The following is an 18,844-nucleotide window of genomic DNA, read 5'->3' on the forward strand; positions in this document are numbered from 1 at the left end:
GCATGATACGCAGATACAGTTATTTTTCAAGTCTATATGATTTGCGGTAAGTTTTAGCGGTCATATGTCTGCTTTTTGTGCAAAAAAAATGATACAGCTTATTTTCCTGATAAGTGATGCCAAAGAGTTTTAAAAAGCGTATTTGCATCAATAGGTTTGGTAATATAGCCATTCATTCCACAGGCTAGTGCCTTTTTAACGTCCTCGTCATGGGCGTTCGCCGATAGCCCTATTATGGGTAAATCAATTAACTCTAAATCACGACGAATTACTTTTGTTGCTTTGAGTCCATCCATTTTTGGCATTTGAATATCCATAAGCACAATGTCGTAGCTATTTTCGGCTAGCTTTTCTATGGCTTCAAAACCATCGTTAGCAATGTCGGCAATACAGCCTTTCGTTTTTAAAATAGCATTAGCAACATGCTGATTAAGTGGATTATCTTCTACTAAAAGTAATTTATAGCCTGTAAATGATAATGTACTTACGTCTATTTCGTTGTATTGCTGCTGAATTTGCTCTGCCTTTGGTAAAGGCGATATTAGCGGCAAACTAAATGTAAATGTAGAGCCTTTACCTTCATAACTAACTAAATCAATTGCACCACCCATTAACTCAACCAGTTTTTTGCAAATACTTAATCCTAAGCCTGTACCACCATATTGGCGTGAGGTTGAGCTATCAGCTTGTGCAAACGGTTTAAACAATTGTTTCTGTGCTTCGCTACTAATACCAATACCCGTATCGTTAATACTAAAATAAGTCATTTTTTTCGATTGCCAAATTTTCAGAGTGATTTCACCTTCCCCTGTAAATTTAACCGCATTATTGAGCAGATTCAGCAGCACTTGTTTTAAGCGAATTGGATCGGTATTAATGACCAAATTTGATGTTTTATCAAAATCGAGACTTAACTTTATTGATTTAATGTCAGCCTCAAACTGAAGTAAATTAAGCATTTCATCCGCTAAACTCGCTACATTAATAGGCTCTTGCATTAAGTCTAGCTTGCCTGCTTCCATTTTTGAAAAGTCGAGCACATCGTTTAATACCCTCAGTAAAACACCAAGTGCCCCATCTGCTTGCTCTATGTAACTTCTAGCTTGTTGCCAATCGTTTTGCTGGAGCGCTAAATAATGCAGCCCTTTTATACCGTTAATAGGGGTGCGGACTTCGTGGCTCATGTTTGCTAAAAACTGCCCCTTTATATGACTCGCTTCATCTGCTTTTTGTTTTTCTTTGCGTAGTGTATGTGTTTGCTTGGCCACTTGTTCGCGAATTTGTATGTTTGTACCAGTAACTGAAATCAAAAATGTAATCAGTAACCACACAAACAACATACCTACTATTTGTGCAAGCCAATATACTAACCAAGACGTTCTAACTATTGGCTCATATAACTCAACCTGCCACATACGCTTTCCAATCAACAATTGATATTCTTTAAATAGCGCTTGCGAATTAGCGGTATCTGCAATATAAATTGCCTGCTTTTTCCCTGCTATCGTTGTATCAAAAAAGCTAGCTGAAATTGAGTTGTTGTGATCAAATAATAATGTTTGCGATAAGCGTTTCAGACTGACTATCGCTGCCACAAAGCCTTGAAAATCATCTTCGGTAGAGGACTGTCTAAAAACAGGATATAAAAAAAGCACACCGTGTTCGGCTGTATTTTGGACTAAAATAATTGGCTCACTTAGTGCAAGTTCATTAAGCTCTTTCGCTTTGCTAAGCGCTGCACCTCTTACTTTACTAGAAGCTAAATCAAACCCTAAAACATCTTCATTACCTTTTAAGGGATATACGTACTTTACTGGAAAGTAATTACTACGCGTACCTGCTGGTTGCCAAGCTCCATCTAGTGACTTTTCTTTTATGTATAGAGGTTTGCCTGTGGCTGGATTTTCATGTGTTTCAAAATCTGCGAGTTTATTTGCTGGTACATAAGGTATCCATTCAAATGCTAAAATTTCTTGGCTGTAGCCCAACTGCTTTGAAGTAAATTGTTTAAACTCTTTAAAGTTCACGTCATTACTACTAGCAAAAAATGTAGCTAACAATCCTAAGTGAGCAGTAATACCATCGAGCTTCTGGCTTATAGCATTTTGCACAGTAAGTATTTTGGCTTCTTGCTTTTGAATGTCTTTTTCTTTTTTAACACTGGCAGCGCCATAAAAACTAACGCTGATTAGTATATAAATTAATAGTGAAGGTAAAATTACCAACATACGCTGGCGTACTTGCGTGTAATTAAAGGCTGCGAGCATGAGTGGAGTAAATATAAGTACACCGATACTGTCGCCAATCCACCATGCTATAAAGCTATCAAAAATAGCATTGGTCGGAATCACATTATTCAATGCTAATAAACTAGTTCCCACACCTGCAGCAATAACACAACATATTGGTCCTGCTACTATTAAGCTTTGAACACTGTGTTTTAAAGAAGATAAATCCAACGGCGCTTTTATAACATTCACTATAATTTGTCGGCCAATCCAAGCCTGTAAAACAGAGGCTAAAGTAATGCCTATAGCTTGTAAAAGCACAATAAAATGAAAAATATCTACGGTGCGTTCAAGGTGAATTAAGTTAGTACAAAAAGCCCCAATAATAAGGCCAATAAATGACTTACGTCCCCAAATTAAAAAGCTCGCTAAAGCAATTCCTGAGGGCGGCCAGGAGGCGACCGCATAGCCATCTACAGAAAGAAGTGAGTTGCTAAAGTATCCTGTAAAGAAGTAAGCACAAGCCAAGCTAAGGGTTAATATTAAAAACTTTCTCAAAGCTTGTGCTCCTGAACTACAAAAAATGCTAAGTAGTTATAGTGTAGTCATTTATTGATATAAAACGAGCGCCTTTTCTGCCTGTGCACTATTTTTATAACTCAACACAGCTTGTTCAGAGAACTGTTTTTTATTTTCACTATTCAGTGCTTTATCAAATATTCTAGCTGCTAAGTCATAATCACCCTTAGCATTAGCAAGGCAAGCTAGCGCAAGTAATAGTGAATTATTTGAATCATCCTTCTTAAGCCGTTCTTGAATGCTTATTTGCAACTTAGCTGCATCGGCTGCTGTTGCTTTACTTAATATATTTGCAAGCTCTAAGTGTTGCTCACTATGCTTAACCATCTTAATTAAGTCACTTTCAATAACAGCCAATTGACCTGCTTGCGCCATTTGCATTAAATATGCGGTGTGGGCATGAGCTTGCAGCTTTTTAGGCAGCTGTTTATATTTTTCACTCAGCTTGTCTGCATCTAACGCACTAAAATAAGCACTAAATAACTGCGTCCACTGTGCATCAGTAAGTGCTTTTTTGCGCAGTAAACGCGGCAAAAAGTCTTCCAGCGCACTAAAGTGTTGTTGCTGTACTAATACTTCTGCATAAAGTTTTAACTCAAGTGCGGTGGCTTTTTTAGCTTCTGCGCTAATACGCATTTGTGATTCAATCGCGCTACTATCGCCACTTGCCAACCATAGCTTTGCTACTTTTAATTGATGCTCTGGGCTTATTTCAAATAAACGCTCAAGTGCTTTATCTGTTTGATTATTAGCAAGCGCTGCTTTTGCAAGTAATGCTAAGCGAATATCTTCAAACTTATCTGGTACGCTATTACCCGATAAAGCCTGTTCTACGTGCTCGTAATCATCATTAATAGCACTCCAAAGAGCCTGCTCAATAGCTGCTTGTTTGCGCTCTTGGCTACGTGAAAAAAAGCCATGCTTAGTATTATGATAAATCGATAATAAATAACGAATTAACTTATATGTTAAATATAAAACAACAGCGGTAATGACTGCCATTATACAAAACGATACTATCGTGCCTTCTATCGTCGTATTGTTAAATGAAATAAGTACATAACCTTTTTCATCTAGAACGAATGGAGTAACCGCTAGTACAACAACAATAGCTACAATTAAAATAATTAGCCCTATCATTGCGCCCACTCCTTAACCTTTTGTGTACTGTTTAAGGTTACTTTTGGATTAAAGTTAAGCTGCTCTTTTTCAAGTTTAGACAACGCTTTAAGTACCGTTTTAGTTGTATCATCGTCTTGCTTAAAGTACTCACCAACTAAACGTTTTGCTTCACTTAAGGCGCTAAAGAAAATACTCGCCTGCTTACTCATAAGTGCATCTTGTGCCTGAGTTATATTAAGCTTGATTCGTTGATTTATTAAATGACGCTCTTGATCCGTAAGTAATGGCTCAATGGAAACACCCTCGTGCTGACGAATAGTAATAAAGCTATCCACAATTTTATTCCAGCTATTACTCAAGTTTTGCTGCCAATCACTCACGTCACCACTTAAAGCATTTTCATCTATTGCAGCTGCTTCTTCTGGTAAATTAACTGCATTAAAAACTAAGTCGTCAATACTGCTTAGTACACTGTTTAGCTGTAAATAAATAGCCTCTGTTGCAACAGGTTTAAGGCTATCAAGTGTTTGTATATCTTGCATAATCGCTTGGCGAACTTCAACTGTTCCTGGGTGCTCACTAAGCAATCCATCTAAGCGCTTTAAAACAGCACTAGTGCCTTGATAATCTTTTTCAGCCCATAGTTTAAACTCAGCCATACGTTGTAAGCTGGTTACTTCTTGTGGGTTTAAAGATGAGCCTTGTTGCTGCGCCTTTTGCAAAGCGGCTTTCAATTCTTGCTGATTTTGAACTGCACTTTCATTTAGGGCTGCGGCAACTTTTTCCTCACTATTAAACAGCGCTTGTTGCAAATTAGATTGCGCCGATTTAAGTGCTTGCACCTCCTGGGTGAGTAACTTATTTTGCTCGCTTAACTCATTAACGGCTAGGTTTTGCACCTTACCAGCATTTAATTTTTGATAAAACTCGTATCCAACACCAGAGGCCACAATTAACGAAATAAGAAGCGCAAGTGCTGCAACCTTACTTACCTTTTGTTTGTTTTTTTCTGTCGTATTTTTTGTAGCTGCTGGCTCTTGCTTAGCTGATTTAGCTGAGGCCGGGTTAGCTATTGTTGGTGTGCCTTTTTCTGCCGTAACTGGCTTTGACTGTTCGCTCATGTTGCTACCTTGCTGATTTATGCAGGTAAACATAGCATTATCGCTAGCCCCTGCTGCAATGTGTATATTAGCCGAACTTACCTGTTGCAACTTTAAATAAGCGGCTATCCGCTCGCTTGCAACATAAAATCGGCACTGTTGTAACCATTGTAGTTGGTGTGCAGTAAGGCTTTTAAATATAGCATCAACTGCTGCATTACTTGTTATGACTATACCGTGTACATTCTGGCTTTTCCAGTGGTCTGTCCAGTTAGGGGTAATACTCTCTGTGGGTTCACGTTTGTACACAACACAATTATTTAAAAAAGCACCGCGCTCTTTCAGCGTTTTAGCTAACTCAGGGCGGCCACCTTGACCCTTAACTAACACTATATTACTGCCATCAACCTCGGCGAGTGATTTAAGCGCAAGTAACCCTTCTGAATCATACTGCTTTGGTACTGCTGCGCGCACACCAAATTGCTCATATATAATGTCGGCTGTTTGTTGTCCAACCGCATAAAACTGCGCCTTGGTATTTATATCGGGTTTTAATTGCGAAAGTGCACTGACTGCATCTTGCGAGATAAATATTATTTTATCTGCATTTAACAGCGGACTAAGTTCAGTGCTGGAGGGTGTTAAATGCGTTATTTTTAATACCGGAAACAAAGACGCCTGATAACCCGCTTGCTCTAATTGCTGTGCAAGGGCTGCGCCTTTTCCTTCGGGCCGAGTTATCAGAATATGTGTCATTTATGCGTCTCTATAAACTTCAGCTAATATTTTGTCTGCACCTTGAGCTAGTAATTTTTTAGCAAGCTCAATACCTATTTTTTCTGCGTCATTTACATGGCCGGTTACTTCGTCACGTAAAATTTCGCTGCCATCAACAGCACCCACTAAACCACGCAAATGTACCTGCTCGCCATCAACTAATGCATAAGCACCAATAGGAACTTGGCAACCACCTTCTAAATAGCGATTCATCGAACGCTCTGCGTTTACGCGAATACGTGTTTGTGTATGCTCAAGTGGTGCAAGTAATGCTTTGGTTACTTCATCATCAATACGACATTCAATACCTACAGCGCCTTGACCATTTGCTGGTAATGACACTTCTGGCTCAATGTAGTCAGCAATACGCGACTCCATTTCTAAACGAATAAGCCCTGCAGCCGCTAAAATAATAGCATCATATTGGCCGTCATCTAATTTACCTAAACGCGTATTTACATTGCCGCGTAAATCACGAATATCTAAATCAGGGCGAAGTGCCTTAATTTGGCACTGGCGACGCAGGCTCGAAGTACCAACAATAGCGCCTTGTGGTAGCTCACTTAAATTTGCAAAATTGTTTGATACAAACGCATCGCGTGGATCCTCACGCTCACAAATAGTATGCAGTGCTAGCCCTTGAGGAAACTCTACTGGCACATCTTTCATAGAATGTACGGCAATGTCAGCTCGGCCATCTAGCATGGCTTGCTCTAGCTCTTTAACAAATAAGCCTTTACCGCCAATTTTGGCCAATGGCGTATCTAAAATAATATCCCCTTGTGTCGACATTGGGACTAATTCTACGCGCACATCTGCATGAAAACGCTCAAGCTCTGCTTTTACAAATTCGGCCTGCCAAAGTGCTAGAGCGCTTTTGCGCGTTGCGATGCGTACTAATTTTGTTTTTTCTGTCATAGGGGTATCCAATTAATTACTGCGTTTAGCCAGTTTTAGTCAGCTAAAATTCTAAATTCTTTTTGGGCAATTAAATTACCTTGCTCATCAACTACATCAACACGCCAATGACCTGTTTGTGTGTTCATTATATTTTTTGTTGAGTACGTTCTGTAACGAGGCGAAGTAACATTAAGTGTAATTTCAGCCATTGTTTCACCTTCAAACGACCAAACATGCTTAACTTGCTGGCCTTGAAGGTTTTTAATCTCGCTAAAAAACGATAACCCTTCCTCAAACTGGCTTAACCTAATATCAGCAGCAAACACATTAGTAGGCTCACGCTTACTTACTTTACGAGTAAGTACCGCGCGACTAATTTTACCCGTGTCTATTTGCGCCCCCAATGCCACACTTGCCACATGTGCTGTAGAGGAAAAACCTTCAGTGCCACTCAATGCGCCATCATCACTTTCTAACTCTAAAAGTAAGTCACTTTGACTTGCAGGCTCAGTTACGTTTTGGGCTTCTGCGGTTTCTTCTTGCACAACATTATCAAGGTTTGAGTTTAACTCTGTATTAATACTTTGACTTTGATCAGTAACAATATCATTGTCAGCTAATACAGCTGGGGTATTATTTATAAGCTCAGCTTCGGCAGGTGTATTACTAGAAATGCTTTGTTGAGTCTCATTTTGCTCAGCTAACAAAGGTTCAATACTCGCTTGAGTTACCTCTGCAGACTCAGCTGGGGTATTGTTTGCAGATAACTCTGACTCAACATCCATTACCTCATCGCTTGTTTGGTTTTCAGCGTCACTGCTAAAATTTAAGAATTGTTCCTGCTCATTTTGGTGCTCGCCTTGCTCTGCATTAACAGAGGTGGTTAAGCCATAAACAACTGCTGCAGAGGTCATTAATACCAACATAGCAATACTCACAATACGACGCCAATTCCACTCGTAGCTTACCGTTGGTACGCTCTGTTGTAATTCGCGTTTAACATTTGCTTTTATAACTATTTTTTGACTCATATTGACCTCAGCGGTTCCAAAATTAGCTTAAACGAGCAATTAACCATTGGCGAATAGCTTGCAATTCTTCTGCGCAAACTTGATGAGCCATTGGATATTCTTGCCAGCTTACATCCATGTTATGTGCTGTTAATACTTCAAACGCATTTCTACCCGCACTGTGCGGTACAACGTTATCTTGGCTACCATGAGCCATAAATACGTTTAAATCAGTATGTTTTGCTTCATCAGCAAATTTGTGTGGCACACACATATAAGTAGAAAGCGCCATAACACCCCCAAGCTTTTGCTCAAAGCGCGGCGCTAAATGCAAAGACACAACACCACCTTGAGAAAAACCAGCTAAAATTATTTTATTAGCAGGAATGCCATTAGCAATTTCTTTATTAATTAACTCTTCTACCTTTGCAGCAGAATCTCTTACGCCTTGTTCATCGGCACGCTTATCTAATTCTATAGACTTAATATCGTACCAAGAGCGCATTTCCATGCCACCATTTATGGTGACCGGTTGCACTGGCGCATGCGGAAAAATAAACCGTATACCAAGCTCGCTTGGTAAATTTAGCTGCGGGGCTACTGGCGCAAAACCATCCCCAGAGTCACCTAAACCATGTAACCAAATAACCGTTGCTTTATGTTCACTTTGGGCTGCATATTCTACAAATTCTAAACTCATAGTGATGATTGCCACTTAACTTCTTGGCCTGCTTGGCGAGTTGAGGCTTCATTTATAAACGCCCAAAATTCAGCGCCAGAGCGGTTATCAATCCATAACCCATCACGCATTTCAAAATGATGTCCGTTAAACTTAGTCGCAACCCATACTTGATGAAGAGGTGCTTGCTTATTGATCACTATTTTACTTTTATCAGGAAAAATAATTTCTAAAATACCTTGTGCCGATTCATAATCTAAATCAGCTTCGCAATCATCAACCTGCTCTTCAATAGTGAACATAAGAGCTTCGGCTAATTGGTGATATTCGTGTTCAGTCATTGTTATTTCCTTTGCAGGCGAGCCGCCTAATATTGGGTACGTTTTAGCTTTAAATTAGCTTTAAAAATGTGCAGCTAGTGTAACAGGAATAAAATCATCCGCGAATAGCTGCATTTTTTAGATATTCTGTTACTCTGCGATTATAAAGCCAGCAACCGTATTAATCTAATGAAAGCGACACATACCTTACAATTAAAAAGACTATTAATAAGCACTGTACTGTTAAGCGCCTTAGCTGGCTGCGGACAAAGCGGTCCGTTATATTTACCAGAGCAACAAACAGAGCAAAACCAACCTCAAAATACAGCTAAACCAGCCACTACCGCTGAGCAAGCTAAAGCATCGCAAAGTCAGGAGCAATAAATGGATTATTTTAACTACAAAAACAACCAATTATTTGCCGAAGACGTCAGCGTAGCAAGCATAGCGCAGCAATACGGCACGCCGTGTTATGTATACTCGCGTGCTACATTTGAGCGCCATTACTTAGCATTTGCTAACGCCACTAAAAATCATAAAAGCTTGGTATGTTACGCTGTAAAAGCAAACTCAAATATTGCCGTACTTAATATATTAGCGCGCTTAGGATCGGGTTTCGATATTGTATCTAAAGGTGAACTAGCGCGTGTAATTAAAGCGGGAGGCGATGCTTCTAAAGTGGTTTTTTCAGGCGTGGCTAAAACGTCTGACGAAATAGCTTACGCATTAAAACTGGGCATTAAATGTTTTAATGTAGAGTCGGCGTCTGAGCTTGAGCGTATTTCTGAAGTGGCTTGCGAGCTTAACCTAGAAGCGCCTATTTCTATTCGCGTAAACCCAGACATAGATGCAAAAACACATCCGTATATTTCTACCGGTTTAAAAGAAAATAAATTTGGTATTGATATTCAAACAGCAGTGAGTGTTTATCAACAAGCAGCGGCTTTACCTGGTTTAAAAGTAATTGGTGTCGATTGCCATATTGGCTCTCAATTAACGCAAGTTAGACCTTTTTTAGAAGCCCTTGATAAATTAATGGCGCTTATTGATGAGCTAAAAACTAACGGTATTGAGCTAACTCATTTAGATATTGGCGGCGGTTTAGGTGTGCCATACGACAACGAGCAACCACCACACCCAAGTGAATATGCAGCGCAAGTTACCGAACGCTTAGCTAACTACAAACATCTTGAACTTATTTTTGAACCAGGGCGCGCTATTGCAGCTAACGCAGGTATTTTGGTTACTCAAGTTGAATTTATCAAACAAAACCAAGACAAGTTTTTTGCAATTGTAGATGCAGGTATGAACGATATGCTTCGCCCTGCGCTTTATCAAGCGTGGCAAAAAATTATTCCGGTATCCGTTCGCGACGACGAAACACCTACTCACAACTTTGATATTGTGGGTCCGGTGTGCGAAACCGGCGACTTTTTAGGAAAAGACCGCGAACTTGCACTCAAACAAGGCGATTTACTTGCACAACGAAGTGCGGGTGCATATGGCTTTACAATGAGCTCAAACTACAACTCGCGCCCGCGTGTTGCAGAAATAATGGTAGATGGTCAGCAGCATCACCTTATTCGTGAACGCGAAACTATTGAAAGCCTTTATCAAGGTGAGAAAGTTTTACCATAAACGTTTTTGTCTACTAGCTGCTCTGTGGCATGATTAGCACAGAGCAAAACCGAATTAGAGCGCTATGTTAGTTAATTTTTCCAAAATGCACGGCTTAGGTAACGACTTTGTTGTGATTGATAACATTACACAAAATGTTTTTTTGTCGCGAGACCAAATCAAAAAACTGGCAGATCGCCACTTTGGCATTGGCTTTGACCAATTGCTGATGGTTGAAGCACCATATTCACCTGATCTCGACTTTCATTATCGAATTTTTAATGCCGATGGTACCGAAGTAGAACAATGCGGTAACGGCGCACGCTGTTTTGCCCGCTTTGTACGCATGAAAGGCCTCACTAACAAGCACAAAATTACTGTGTCGACTAAGTCGGGCAACTTAACGCTCTACATAGAAAAAGACGGTCAAGTAACTGTTAACATGGGCCATCCTAATTTTGAGCCAAGTAAAATTCCGTTAAAAGCCAGCAAACGCGAGCTTACTTATATTATTAGAACGCAAGAACACACTGTATTTAGTGGCGCGGTATCTATGGGTAACCCGCATTGCGTGCTAGAGGTTGACGACGTAACCACCGCACAAGTCGATATATTGGGTCCATTACTTGAAAACCACGAACGCTTTCCACAAAAAGCGAATATTGGCTTTATGCAGGTTGTATCGCAAGAGCACATTAAGCTAAGAGTGTGGGAGCGCGGCGTTAACGAAACCCTAGCCTGTGGCACAGGTGCATGTGCAGCGATGGTGATTGGTCATATGCAAAATAAATTATCAACAACCGTTCAAGTAGATTTGCCGGGCGGTACTTTGCAAGTGCGCTGGAGTGGTGAAGGTCACCCGGTACGCATGACTGGTCCCGCAGAGCATGTTTTCGACGGACAAGTAGCACTATGAGCGAGCTAAGTACAGAGCAGGTTATTAATTACTTACAGCAACATCCTGACTTTTTAGTTCATCACCCTGAGCTACTCGCACAACTTGAGCTGCAACAGCAAGCTCAAGGTGCAACGTCACTAGTACATATTCAGCAACGTCAATTACGCGAGCACAACACGCTTTTAAAAAGCCAAATAGATGCTATGAGCAAGCATGCAACGCAAAACGAGCTCGTATATCGTTTGTTTAGCCAATGTCATCGCCAGCTTTGGAATCATGACGATTTTGACACTCTTGCAAATAATCTACGCAATATAATCTGCTCAAGTAAAGATGTTAACGACTGCGAATTAGTAAAATACAATCCCGAGTACGACGAGCTTATTGCGCATCGCCTTACCCATTCTGGGCATTATTTAGGGCGAATTAATAAACAAGAGCGCGAACAATTATTTAGTAAAGATACACAATCCGTCGCTATTTATTTAATTGGCGACACCAAGCACCCTATCGCTATTTTGGCGTTTGGTAGCAATAACGTAAACCATTTTGAGCCCGCGCAAGATAACCTGTTTGTGCTCGACTTTATAAACGCATTACACCTGCGGTTACAAAAACTAGCATGAGTGACGATACGCCTAATATTACCGCGCTAAGCGACCACTGGCGTACACCCATAATGCTATTTAGCGATTATTTAAAGTTTGAAAAACAATATTCAGCGCACACAGTTAATCAATACGTAAGCCAACTTGGCTTTGCAGCCCTATATTTTAGCAAACTATGTGATGACTGGTTTGGCGTACAAGGCGAACATATTCGCCGCTACAGCATGGCACTGCGATCAAAACAATTAAGTGGCCGTACAATTAGCTTAAAGCTCAGTTGTATTCGCAGCTTATATAAGTTTTTAAAAGCAAAAAATATTGCCGAGCAATCGCATTACCATAATCCGGCTATAGGTATAAAAGGCCCTAAGTTTGCAAAGCCCCTACCTAAGAATCTCGATGTAGATCAAATGGCACGCTTGCTCGAAATACCCGACGACGAACCTCTCGCTATTAGAGATAAAGCAATGATGGAGTTAATGTATTCATCAGGGCTGCGTATAAGCGAGTTAGTTGGCGCTAACATGCAAGATATTAGCGCTGCCAATGGTGAAATTTTAGTGCGTGGTAAAGGCAATAAAGAGCGATTAATTCCGGTGGGCAGAAAAGCGTTAGACGCATTAAAAAAATGGCTCACAATACGCCCTCAGTTTGCAAAGCCCGATGAAATAGCAGTATTTTTAAGTAGCCAAAAAAACCGTATTTCGATTCGCCAAGTGCGCCTACGCATGCAAGAGTGGGGAATAAAACAAGGTATTAGCTCGCAGGTTCACCCGCATAAGCTGCGCCACTCGTTTGCGTCACATATTTTAGAATCATCTGGTGATTTACGCGCTGTGCAAGAATTACTAGGGCACAGCAGTTTGTCGGCTACACAAGTATATACGCATTTAGATTTTCAACATTTAGCCAAGGTGTACGACAACACTCACCCTCGTGCAAAAAAACGAACTGATTAGGAAAATAAATATGATCCGATTTAATCGTGCTATTAAGCCATTTTCTGTCATGAGCTTTGATTTAGACGACACTCTTTACAACAATCACCCCATTATAAAAGCAGCGGTTAAAGCGCAGCAAGATTATTTAAACGCGCTCCCGAGCTACTTAGCCCAAGGCCCAAAATACTGGCAACAATGCCGCAATGAGGCCGTATTACAGTTACCTGAACTTGCTGATAACGTCACTAAATGGCGCCAACATACATTGCGCTTAGCCCTTTCTAAACTAGATTTGAACGAGCAAGAGGTAGAGCATCATGCCGATGCTGCCTATAACGCCTTTGCCGATGCGCGCAGTAAAATAGTGGTAACCGACGACGTACTAAAGCTGCTAGATAACTTAGCCCAGCACTTTACGCTGGTTGCAATTACTAACGGTAACGTTGAAATTGAACGCTTTAACTTACACGATAAATTTTCGCTCGTGTTACAAGCCGGTATGCACGGTAAAGCAAAACCTCACAGCACCTTATTTGATAAAGCCGCCGAGCACTTAAACGTTGCTAAAAGTGAAATTTTACACATTGGCGATAGCCTAGATACCGACGTACAAGGCGCAAATAATGCCGGTTGCCAATCGGTATGGTTAAACGATCAAGGTGCCAATTATGCTTATAAAGGGCTGGCCGATATTGAAATAGCCAATATTCATGCCTTAACGCACTTTATTAAATAACCGATTAAAAATAAGAGGTCACAATGAGCCACTATACCAAGCTAATTACCTTGCTATTAATTGGCTCACTTAGCCTTAACGCTTATTTATTGTGGCCGCAGCCCGCGCCAACCAAAGTACAAAAAACGCAAGGTGCTGAAAAAAGCATATCGCCTAAACAACAAAATACGCTATTAAATACGGCAAAGCAGCAGTTTAAAAAACACCAATTTGAAGCCGCACTTAGTAGCTATCAACAACTCAAAAACAGCAATCCAGAAATCGCAAAAAACCTTTATTCATCGTGGCTAGTGCAGCTTAAAACATGGCTAAATAGCAACTTATTACTTAGCGAATCATTTCTCAATGCGCTATTAAATAACAGCCCTTATAACGTAGAATTACTTAATTTACAGGTTGAGTATTTAATAAATAGCGAGCAAACACAAAACGCCATTATTGCTTTATTTGAGCTTAATTCATTACTGCCTGCTGATCAGCAAAGTAATGTAAATACACGTTTAAATACGCTCACTCAAAACGAATTACACACATTAACTGAGCAACAAAATTGGCAAGCTCTTATTGAGCAAACACAAATTTGGCTTGATTATAAAAGCGATAACGCGCAGTTTTTATATCCGCTTGCGTACGCCTACTTTCAGCAAGGCGATTTAATTAGTGCACAAGCAACCCTTGATCGAATGCCAAACCAGCACAATCTAAAAAGCCAAGTGCAAACACTGCAAGCGATGATCAATAAAGCACAATCGCAAGACGACTTCGTTGCTTTAACGCCGTATGGCGCGCATTACTTAATAAACACCGAAATAAATAATAACCTATCAACCGAACTAATGATTGATACAGGCGCAAGCGTAACCTCACTCCCTACAAGTATAATTGAGCAAATTTCGCCACAGCCTTTATATTTAGGCGATGTAACGGTCAACACAGCTAATGGTCAAATTGTTGTAAAGCGTTATCAAATTGAATCGTTTAAAGTGGGCTCGCAAATTATTTATGGTTTTGAAGTGTTGAGCATTGAAAACACCCGTGGGCAAGGTTTGCTAGGAATGAACTTTTTATCGCGATTTAAATTCAATATAAATCAGCAAACAGATGAGCTAGAGTTGAGCGCTAAATAATTAAAAATCCAAAGGTAACACATGACACTAAATAACTATTTAAAAGCACTTGCTGAAAACCCAAAAAGCATTCAATTTACCGATACAATGGCCGTGATAGAAGCAAATTACGACTTTACTGCATGTGGCTTTAATAACCATGGATTACTTAGCGCTGCGAGTGAGAACAACGGCTCATGTAAAATTTTTGCGTTTGCTAAATTAAACGATTTAAGCAAACAAAATACGTTGGATTGTTTTGGTAAGTTTTACCGAGAAGACGTGCTGCAAAACCCTAAAGGGGATGATCACATGAACATTCGCACGTTTATGTTAGCACCAGAGGCAACACCTTTTTTAGGTATTACCTTTGAAGGCAAGCCACTAAAAGAAAAATAGCCAACAAAAATTAAAGTGGTTTTTCCATAAAGTAACGCGTACCTGAGCGTGGGTAATTATTAAGTTGATACTTAACACTATAACCGCGCTTTTCATAAAAGGGTTTTGCTTGAAAATCAAGTGTATCAAGCTGAGAAGTTGTAGCACCTAGCTCAATAGCAGCTTGCTCAAGTGCCGTTAGCAATTTATCTGCAAGCCCTTTACCTCGTGCAATATCGCTACACCAAAGCCAACTAATCATCAGCCAGTTTCCAAACACACACCCACTAATACCGGCAACAAGCTCGCCCTGCTCATCAGTAAATTTATAGCCTAATGGCACTCTTTGCACATCAAAATGCTGGGCGTTAAATTCAACCATTTGTGCGCGAAGCGCTGAGTTTAACGCATCGGTATTATCTACTTTTAATTGATACATTTATCGCCCTTAAAAAGCAGATACTAGCAAATTAGCTCAATCAATAAAGATTATTTTTACCATAAGGTACTTCAAGCATATTGCTGCTGGTTTTATCCGGCTGGCCGCACATTTCGTCGTAAGCGCTTGTTTGCCTTAACATCATCTGTGCGTACGCTATTTTTTCAAAACGCTTTTGAACATGCAGTGGGCTGAGCGCTCTTAAAAACTCACCGCTGTCTTCTGTTACATAGTATTCAACGTTATTAATCATTACCGATACTTGATAAAGCGCCATATCTAACGAGTGAACAATAACTTTTTGTAGCGGCTCGTGCTTTTTTAACTGTGAAAATTTAATACCCATCTTGGCTACCTTTTTATATTTAACCTGAGTTCTGGTTATTTAACATTATCGATACGCAGCTTTGCTATAATCACGATCAAATTTTTATTAGCCGCTGGCGTTACACGTTATGAGCACAAAAATCCGACTCGCTAAATATATTGCCCATGCAGGTATTTGCTCTCGTAAACAGGCATCGCGCTTAATTGATGAAGGTGTGGTGACTGTAAATAATCGCCCAGCAAATCATATAGATCACGTTGATGAGCAAGACACAATAATAGTGAACGAAAAAGAAATTAAAGGTGCTGCCGATTTAGTTTATTTTGCGTACCACAAACCAGTCGGTATTGACTGTAAATTAAATATTGATGACCCTGCCAGCCTTATTTACCATTTGCCCACACTCACCCGTGTTTACCCTATTGGTCGATTAGATAAAGACTCTCGTGGTTTGCTTATTTTGACCAACGATGGGGATTTTTGTAATCAACTAATACATCCTGACTTCCACCAGCCTAAACATTATTTAGTCACCGTAAATAAGCCTTTAGACGATGCTTTTTGTAAAAAAATGGCAGCAGGCGTACCCGTTGATAAACACATAACCCTGCCTTGTGAGGTAAATAAAATAGCCAGTAATCAGTTTAGTATTGTTTTAAAACAAGGGCTAAACAGACAAATACGTAAAATGGCGCATTACTGCGGATACAAAGTAATTGATTTATTTAGAGTGCAATTTAGTGACCTCACCCTTTCAAAGCTAAACCTACCTGAAAACCAATATATACAAATTAATAAAACCGATATTTCAAAAATCTAATACCAAATCACTTAACTACATCTCAAAAAGTTAAAAAATAAACTTGCAAAAATAGATTACAGGTGTAGTCTTAAATTAAAGATTACACTTGTAGGCAATAGCATGATTGAGTTATCAAAAGCAGAGTTTGACGTGCTCGACGCACTTTGGATTAACTACCCCGCCACCGCGAGCCAAATAATTGAGCGCTTAAGTGACGATAAGCAATGGCACGAAAAAACCATTAAAACCCTGCTAGGTCGACTAGTAAAAAAAGGCGCACTTACATTTGAAAAAGAAGGTCGCCAATATATTTATACTCCCTGTATGGAGCGCGCCGACTACACCCTAAAAGAAAGCCAAAACTTTATTGAGCGATTTTTTAGTGGGCGTATTGCGCCACTTGTAAGTGGTTTTGCTAAATCGGAGCAGCTTTCTCAGCAAGATATAAACGAGCTTAAAAAAGTTATAGATGACTGGGAAAAAAACCAAAAATAAGGGATTAACATGGTTATTCAAACTGGTTTTAATTGGTTAATTGAGCAGCAATTACTATTAAGTATTTTGTTTTGTGGATTTATTTTACTTGAGCGATTTGCTTTAAAAGCCCTTGGCTCGCGGTTTGTATATAAATTAGCATGGCTATTACCTGCGGCATTAGTGATTGCTAATTTACCAAATGCGATTAAACCACTGCAAAATAGCAATATTAACCATTACTTAATCACCCCTAACCAGCCTTTGACACATGAAATGGGTATTAGCTGGGCGCTCATGTATGTACTTATTACCGCAGGGTTATTAATAGCTAGCTTTATTACGCATACCCGCTTTGTTAAAAGCCTGCAGTTAACTGAGTTAACCCAATTTGAAAGCACTCTTACCGCTGATGTTAAAACTTATACCAGCCAACATGTAGCCACGCCAATGGTGGTCGGTATTTTAAACAGCAAGCTGGTGTTACCGAGTAACTACAATACCCAGTTTGATAAAGCCACATTAGCGCTTATTTTAGAGCACGAAAACGTACACATAAAACGCAAAGACAACCTAACAAACGCACTTATGTTACTACCTACTATTTTACTTTGGTTTAACCCACTAGCTTGGTTTTGTTACGCAAGCATGCGCCGACTACAAGAGCTAACTTGTGATGAACGGGTACTTGCCAATAAAACCACACAACAACATATTTTATATAGCAAAGCCTTAATAAACTGCGCGGCAAATGCGCCCACAGGACTTATGGCTTATTCACACTACGGAGATAAAAAAACCATGTTACAACGACTTACTAATATAAAACACAGCGGGGAGCGTTCAAAGTTTGCTAAAGGTGGCTTATTACTTGTAGCCGCAAGCATGCTAAGCGGCTTAGCGATTGCAAAGCAACCAGAGGCAATGACTAAAGAGGATCACATTTCACCAACAATACGCATTGAACCTGCTTACCCAATACAAGCAGCCCAACAAGGGATCAGCGGCTCTGTTGTATTAAAATACGATATTGCAGCAAACGGTAAAACAAAAAACATTAGTGTTATTCAATCAAAACCTAAAGATGTTTTTGATAAATCAGCGAAAGAGGCACTAGCAAAATGGAAATATAAAGCATCAGATTCAGGTTTTGAAGATGTACTTGTGCAACTAGATTTTGCGATTAATAGTGAAGTGGCACCTACCGATTTAATAGAGCGAATTAAAGTATCGCACTAACTTTATTAGATTTTTCAAGACTACAAAGCAAGCGCCCTTTTAGGCTGCTTGCTTTGTGGTTTTACGCTATAAAGTTATAAGCTCACCACAATCATGGCAATGGCTGTACCCAAACCAATAAACCACACTAATGAGCGAATTATATCTAGGTTCACATAGTAAAATACGCAATACAAAATACGCGACACAATATGCGTAACCGCTAGCATTTCGGTCACTGCACCTACAGAGTTAGTGCCCAGCACAACTGCAATAGCAACAGCAAAAACAGCAAGCGATTCAAAACAGTTTTGATGAGCAGCGAGCGCCCGTGCACCAAAGCCGCTTAATTTTGTTTGTTGCGCCCTTGGATGTTTATTGTCGTATCGACCTAATTTTGCCATTGCTATAGCAACCGGCACTTTTGCAAAGTAAGGCATTAATACCGCAAGTAATGCACATACAACTAATGTTGTCATAATTTATCCTTTTGATGTTTCGGATAATTTAGCATAAGCGTAATAAAAAAGCCGCCAGATACGTTTTATGACAAACTCTGGCGGCTAACAATAACATCAGACCTA

The 18,844-nt window shown here is 39.9% G+C and carries 21 protein-coding genes; 11 read left to right on the plus strand and 10 right to left on the minus strand.

Going from position 1 to position 18,844, the window contains the following annotated elements:
* Positions 1-98: 98 nt before the first annotated feature.
* The 7 genes from H5087_RS11255 to cyaY are packed head-to-tail and all read right to left on the minus strand — an operon-like array spanning position 99 to position 8,736.
* The gene (locus H5087_RS11255; protein ID WP_182672073.1) at positions 99-2,786 is read right to left on the minus strand and encodes a CHASE domain-containing protein; all 2,688 of its coding nucleotides are present in this window, start codon (positions 2,784-2,786) and stop codon (positions 99-101) included.
* A 51-nt stretch (positions 2,787-2,837) separates the two neighbouring features.
* Positions 2,838-3,947, minus strand: coding sequence for a heme biosynthesis HemY N-terminal domain-containing protein (locus H5087_RS11260; RefSeq protein WP_182672074.1), 1,110 nt, complete (start codon positions 3,945-3,947; stop codon positions 2,838-2,840).
* Positions 3,944-5,785: a uroporphyrinogen-III C-methyltransferase gene (locus H5087_RS11265; protein WP_182672075.1), complete on the minus strand. Its 1,842-nt coding sequence runs from the start codon at positions 5,783-5,785 to the stop codon at positions 3,944-3,946. Before H5087_RS11265 ends, H5087_RS11260 begins: the two co-directional genes overlap by 4 nt.
* Entirely contained in the window at positions 5,786-6,724 is a 939-nt protein-coding gene (hemC, locus tag H5087_RS11270; protein ID WP_182672076.1) for a hydroxymethylbilane synthase, read from the minus strand.
* Positions 6,725-6,759: 35 nt separating this feature from the next.
* On the minus strand, positions 6,760-7,737 hold the full coding sequence (locus tag H5087_RS11275; protein ID WP_182672077.1) for a DUF2914 domain-containing protein: 978 nt from the start codon (positions 7,735-7,737) through the stop codon (positions 6,760-6,762).
* Between the two features lie 22 nt (positions 7,738-7,759).
* The gene (locus tag H5087_RS11280) at positions 7,760-8,416 is read right to left on the minus strand and encodes an alpha/beta hydrolase (protein WP_002960978.1); all 657 of its coding nucleotides are present in this window, start codon (positions 8,414-8,416) and stop codon (positions 7,760-7,762) included.
* Positions 8,413-8,736, minus strand: coding sequence for an iron donor protein CyaY (cyaY, locus tag H5087_RS11285; protein ID WP_002960979.1), 324 nt, complete (start codon positions 8,734-8,736; stop codon positions 8,413-8,415). The genes H5087_RS11280 and cyaY overlap by 4 nt, the downstream gene beginning before the upstream one ends.
* Positions 8,737-8,904: 168 nt before the next feature.
* Here cyaY and H5087_RS11290 point away from each other — a divergent pair, with 168 nt between their 5' ends.
* From H5087_RS11290 to H5087_RS11325, 8 genes are all read left to right on the plus strand, one after another.
* Positions 8,905-9,099, plus strand: a complete 195-nt coding sequence (locus H5087_RS11290) for an LPS translocon maturation chaperone LptM (protein ID WP_024594615.1) — start codon at positions 8,905-8,907, stop codon at positions 9,097-9,099.
* Positions 9,100-10,353, plus strand: coding sequence for a diaminopimelate decarboxylase (gene lysA, locus H5087_RS11295; RefSeq protein WP_002960983.1), 1,254 nt, complete (start codon positions 9,100-9,102; stop codon positions 10,351-10,353). It abuts the gene before it with no gap.
* A 64-nt stretch (positions 10,354-10,417) separates the two neighbouring features.
* The gene (gene dapF, locus H5087_RS11300) at positions 10,418-11,248 is read left to right on the plus strand and encodes a diaminopimelate epimerase (protein WP_182672078.1); all 831 of its coding nucleotides are present in this window, start codon (positions 10,418-10,420) and stop codon (positions 11,246-11,248) included.
* Entirely contained in the window at positions 11,245-11,856 is a 612-nt protein-coding gene (locus tag H5087_RS11305) for a DUF484 family protein (RefSeq protein WP_182672079.1), read from the plus strand. The genes dapF and H5087_RS11305 overlap by 4 nt, the downstream gene beginning before the upstream one ends.
* Entirely contained in the window at positions 11,853-12,797 is a 945-nt protein-coding gene (locus H5087_RS11310) for a tyrosine recombinase XerC (RefSeq protein ID WP_182672080.1), read from the plus strand. Before H5087_RS11305 ends, H5087_RS11310 begins: the two co-directional genes overlap by 4 nt.
* A 10-nt stretch (positions 12,798-12,807) precedes the next feature.
* Entirely contained in the window at positions 12,808-13,515 is a 708-nt protein-coding gene (locus H5087_RS11315; protein WP_182672081.1) for an HAD-IA family hydrolase, read from the plus strand.
* Between the two features lie 23 nt (positions 13,516-13,538).
* Positions 13,539-14,642 carry a retroviral-like aspartic protease family protein gene (locus H5087_RS11320; protein WP_182672082.1) on the plus strand — a complete coding sequence of 368 codons (1,104 nt, stop codon included), beginning with the start codon at positions 13,539-13,541 and terminating at the stop codon, positions 14,640-14,642.
* A gap of 21 nt (positions 14,643-14,663) precedes the next feature.
* Positions 14,664-15,020 carry a HopJ type III effector protein gene (locus H5087_RS11325; protein WP_008136149.1) on the plus strand — a complete coding sequence of 119 codons (357 nt, stop codon included), beginning with the start codon at positions 14,664-14,666 and terminating at the stop codon, positions 15,018-15,020.
* Positions 15,021-15,030: 10 nt separating this feature from the next.
* Here H5087_RS11325 and H5087_RS11330 read toward each other — a convergent pair whose 3' ends face one another.
* Together H5087_RS11330 and H5087_RS11335 are read right to left on the minus strand one after the other, a co-directional pair.
* Positions 15,031-15,438 carry a GNAT family N-acetyltransferase gene (locus tag H5087_RS11330; protein WP_182672083.1) on the minus strand — a complete coding sequence of 136 codons (408 nt, stop codon included), beginning with the start codon at positions 15,436-15,438 and terminating at the stop codon, positions 15,031-15,033.
* 40 nt (positions 15,439-15,478) lie between these two features.
* Positions 15,479-15,784, minus strand: coding sequence for a DUF6482 family protein (locus H5087_RS11335; protein WP_002961002.1), 306 nt, complete (start codon positions 15,782-15,784; stop codon positions 15,479-15,481).
* A 109-nt stretch (positions 15,785-15,893) separates the two neighbouring features.
* Here H5087_RS11335 and H5087_RS11340 point away from each other — a divergent pair, with 109 nt between their 5' ends.
* From H5087_RS11340 to H5087_RS11350, 3 genes are all read left to right on the plus strand, one after another.
* Positions 15,894-16,586, plus strand: coding sequence for a pseudouridine synthase (locus H5087_RS11340; RefSeq protein WP_182672084.1), 693 nt, complete (start codon positions 15,894-15,896; stop codon positions 16,584-16,586).
* A gap of 102 nt (positions 16,587-16,688) precedes the next feature.
* Positions 16,689-17,063 (plus strand): BlaI/MecI/CopY family transcriptional regulator, encoded by a 375-nt coding sequence (locus H5087_RS11345; protein WP_007377323.1) that lies wholly within the window; start codon positions 16,689-16,691, stop codon positions 17,061-17,063.
* 9 nt (positions 17,064-17,072) lie between these two features.
* On the plus strand, positions 17,073-18,281 hold the full coding sequence (locus H5087_RS11350) for a TonB family protein (protein WP_182672085.1): 1,209 nt from the start codon (positions 17,073-17,075) through the stop codon (positions 18,279-18,281).
* A gap of 74 nt (positions 18,282-18,355) precedes the next feature.
* On the opposite strand, the gene H5087_RS11355 is transcribed toward H5087_RS11350, so the two are convergent.
* Complete coding sequence (locus tag H5087_RS11355) at positions 18,356-18,739, minus strand: MAPEG family protein (protein WP_182672086.1); 384 nt, start codon at positions 18,737-18,739, stop codon at positions 18,356-18,358.
* Positions 18,740-18,844: the final 105 nt, after the last annotated feature.

This window comes from Pseudoalteromonas sp. SR43-7 (genome assembly GCF_014163785.1).
Taxonomy (GTDB): Bacteria; Pseudomonadota; Gammaproteobacteria; order Enterobacterales; family Alteromonadaceae; genus Pseudoalteromonas; species Pseudoalteromonas distincta.

What these genes read in the sequence shown, in the direction of transcription:
- H5087_RS11260 (WP_182672074.1), bottom strand. Translation starts at nt 3,947, where the DNA reads ATGATAGGGCTAATTATTTTAATTGTAGCTATTGTTGTTGTACTAGCG.
- H5087_RS11265 (WP_182672075.1), bottom strand. Translation starts at nt 5,785, where the DNA reads ATGACACATATTCTGATAACTCGGCCCGAAGGAAAAGGCGCAGCCCTT.
- hemC (WP_182672076.1), bottom strand. Translation starts at nt 6,724, where the DNA reads ATGACAGAAAAAACAAAATTAGTACGCATCGCAACGCGCAAAAGCGCT.
- H5087_RS11275 (WP_182672077.1), bottom strand. Translation starts at nt 7,737, where the DNA reads ATGAGTCAAAAAATAGTTATAAAAGCAAATGTTAAACGCGAATTACAA.
- H5087_RS11280 (WP_002960978.1), bottom strand. Translation starts at nt 8,416, where the DNA reads ATGAGTTTAGAATTTGTAGAATATGCAGCCCAAAGTGAACATAAAGCA.
- cyaY (WP_002960979.1), bottom strand. Translation starts at nt 8,736, where the DNA reads ATGACTGAACACGAATATCACCAATTAGCCGAAGCTCTTATGTTCACT.
- H5087_RS11290 (WP_024594615.1), top strand. Translation starts at nt 8,905, where the DNA reads ATGAAAGCGACACATACCTTACAATTAAAAAGACTATTAATAAGCACT.
- lysA (WP_002960983.1), top strand. Translation starts at nt 9,100, where the DNA reads ATGGATTATTTTAACTACAAAAACAACCAATTATTTGCCGAAGACGTC.
- dapF (WP_182672078.1), top strand. Translation starts at nt 10,418, where the DNA reads ATGTTAGTTAATTTTTCCAAAATGCACGGCTTAGGTAACGACTTTGTT.
- H5087_RS11305 (WP_182672079.1), top strand. Translation starts at nt 11,245, where the DNA reads ATGAGCGAGCTAAGTACAGAGCAGGTTATTAATTACTTACAGCAACAT.
- H5087_RS11310 (WP_182672080.1), top strand. Translation starts at nt 11,853, where the DNA reads ATGAGTGACGATACGCCTAATATTACCGCGCTAAGCGACCACTGGCGT.
- H5087_RS11315 (WP_182672081.1), top strand. Translation starts at nt 12,808, where the DNA reads ATGATCCGATTTAATCGTGCTATTAAGCCATTTTCTGTCATGAGCTTT.
- H5087_RS11320 (WP_182672082.1), top strand. Translation starts at nt 13,539, where the DNA reads ATGAGCCACTATACCAAGCTAATTACCTTGCTATTAATTGGCTCACTT.
- H5087_RS11325 (WP_008136149.1), top strand. Translation starts at nt 14,664, where the DNA reads ATGACACTAAATAACTATTTAAAAGCACTTGCTGAAAACCCAAAAAGC.
- H5087_RS11330 (WP_182672083.1), bottom strand. Translation starts at nt 15,438, where the DNA reads ATGTATCAATTAAAAGTAGATAATACCGATGCGTTAAACTCAGCGCTT.
- H5087_RS11335 (WP_002961002.1), bottom strand. Translation starts at nt 15,784, where the DNA reads ATGGGTATTAAATTTTCACAGTTAAAAAAGCACGAGCCGCTACAAAAA.
- H5087_RS11340 (WP_182672084.1), top strand. Translation starts at nt 15,894, where the DNA reads ATGAGCACAAAAATCCGACTCGCTAAATATATTGCCCATGCAGGTATT.
- H5087_RS11345 (WP_007377323.1), top strand. Translation starts at nt 16,689, where the DNA reads ATGATTGAGTTATCAAAAGCAGAGTTTGACGTGCTCGACGCACTTTGG.
- H5087_RS11350 (WP_182672085.1), top strand. Translation starts at nt 17,073, where the DNA reads ATGGTTATTCAAACTGGTTTTAATTGGTTAATTGAGCAGCAATTACTA.
- H5087_RS11355 (WP_182672086.1), bottom strand. Translation starts at nt 18,739, where the DNA reads ATGACAACATTAGTTGTATGTGCATTACTTGCGGTATTAATGCCTTAC.